The sequence below is a fragment of the Achromobacter sp. SIMBA_011 genome, assembly GCF_046535435.1.
Taxonomy (GTDB): domain Bacteria; phylum Pseudomonadota; class Gammaproteobacteria; order Burkholderiales; family Burkholderiaceae_B; genus Achromobacter; species Achromobacter dolens.
The window spans coordinates 1-270 of sequence record NZ_JAWRWN010000491.1 but is presented as its reverse complement, the minus strand read 5'-3'; the positions used below and the strand labels follow the sequence as shown (position 1 = coordinate 270).

Here is a 270-nt window from a genome sequence, read left to right as displayed (position 1 = left end):
CTTCGGGCCGATCGACCGCATCTTCACGCGGATCGGCGCGGCCGACGACCTCGCGGGCGGCCGCTCGACGTTCATGGTCGAGATGACCGAAGCCGCGGCGATCCTCAACGACGCGACGCCGCAAAGTCTCGTGCTGATGGATGAAATCGGGCGCGGCACGTCGACGTTCGACGGCCTCGCACTCGCATGGGCGATCGCGCGTCATCTGCTGGCGCAGAACGGCTGCTACACGCTGTTCGCGACGCACTACTTCGAGCTGACGCAACTGCC

The 270-nt window shown here is 66.7% G+C and carries 1 protein-coding gene; it reads left to right on the top strand.

The features are described 5' to 3' along the window. The coding region (locus SB816_RS31845) for a MutS-related protein (RefSeq protein ID WP_410548224.1) at window positions 1-270 on the top strand (270 nt) is incomplete at both ends.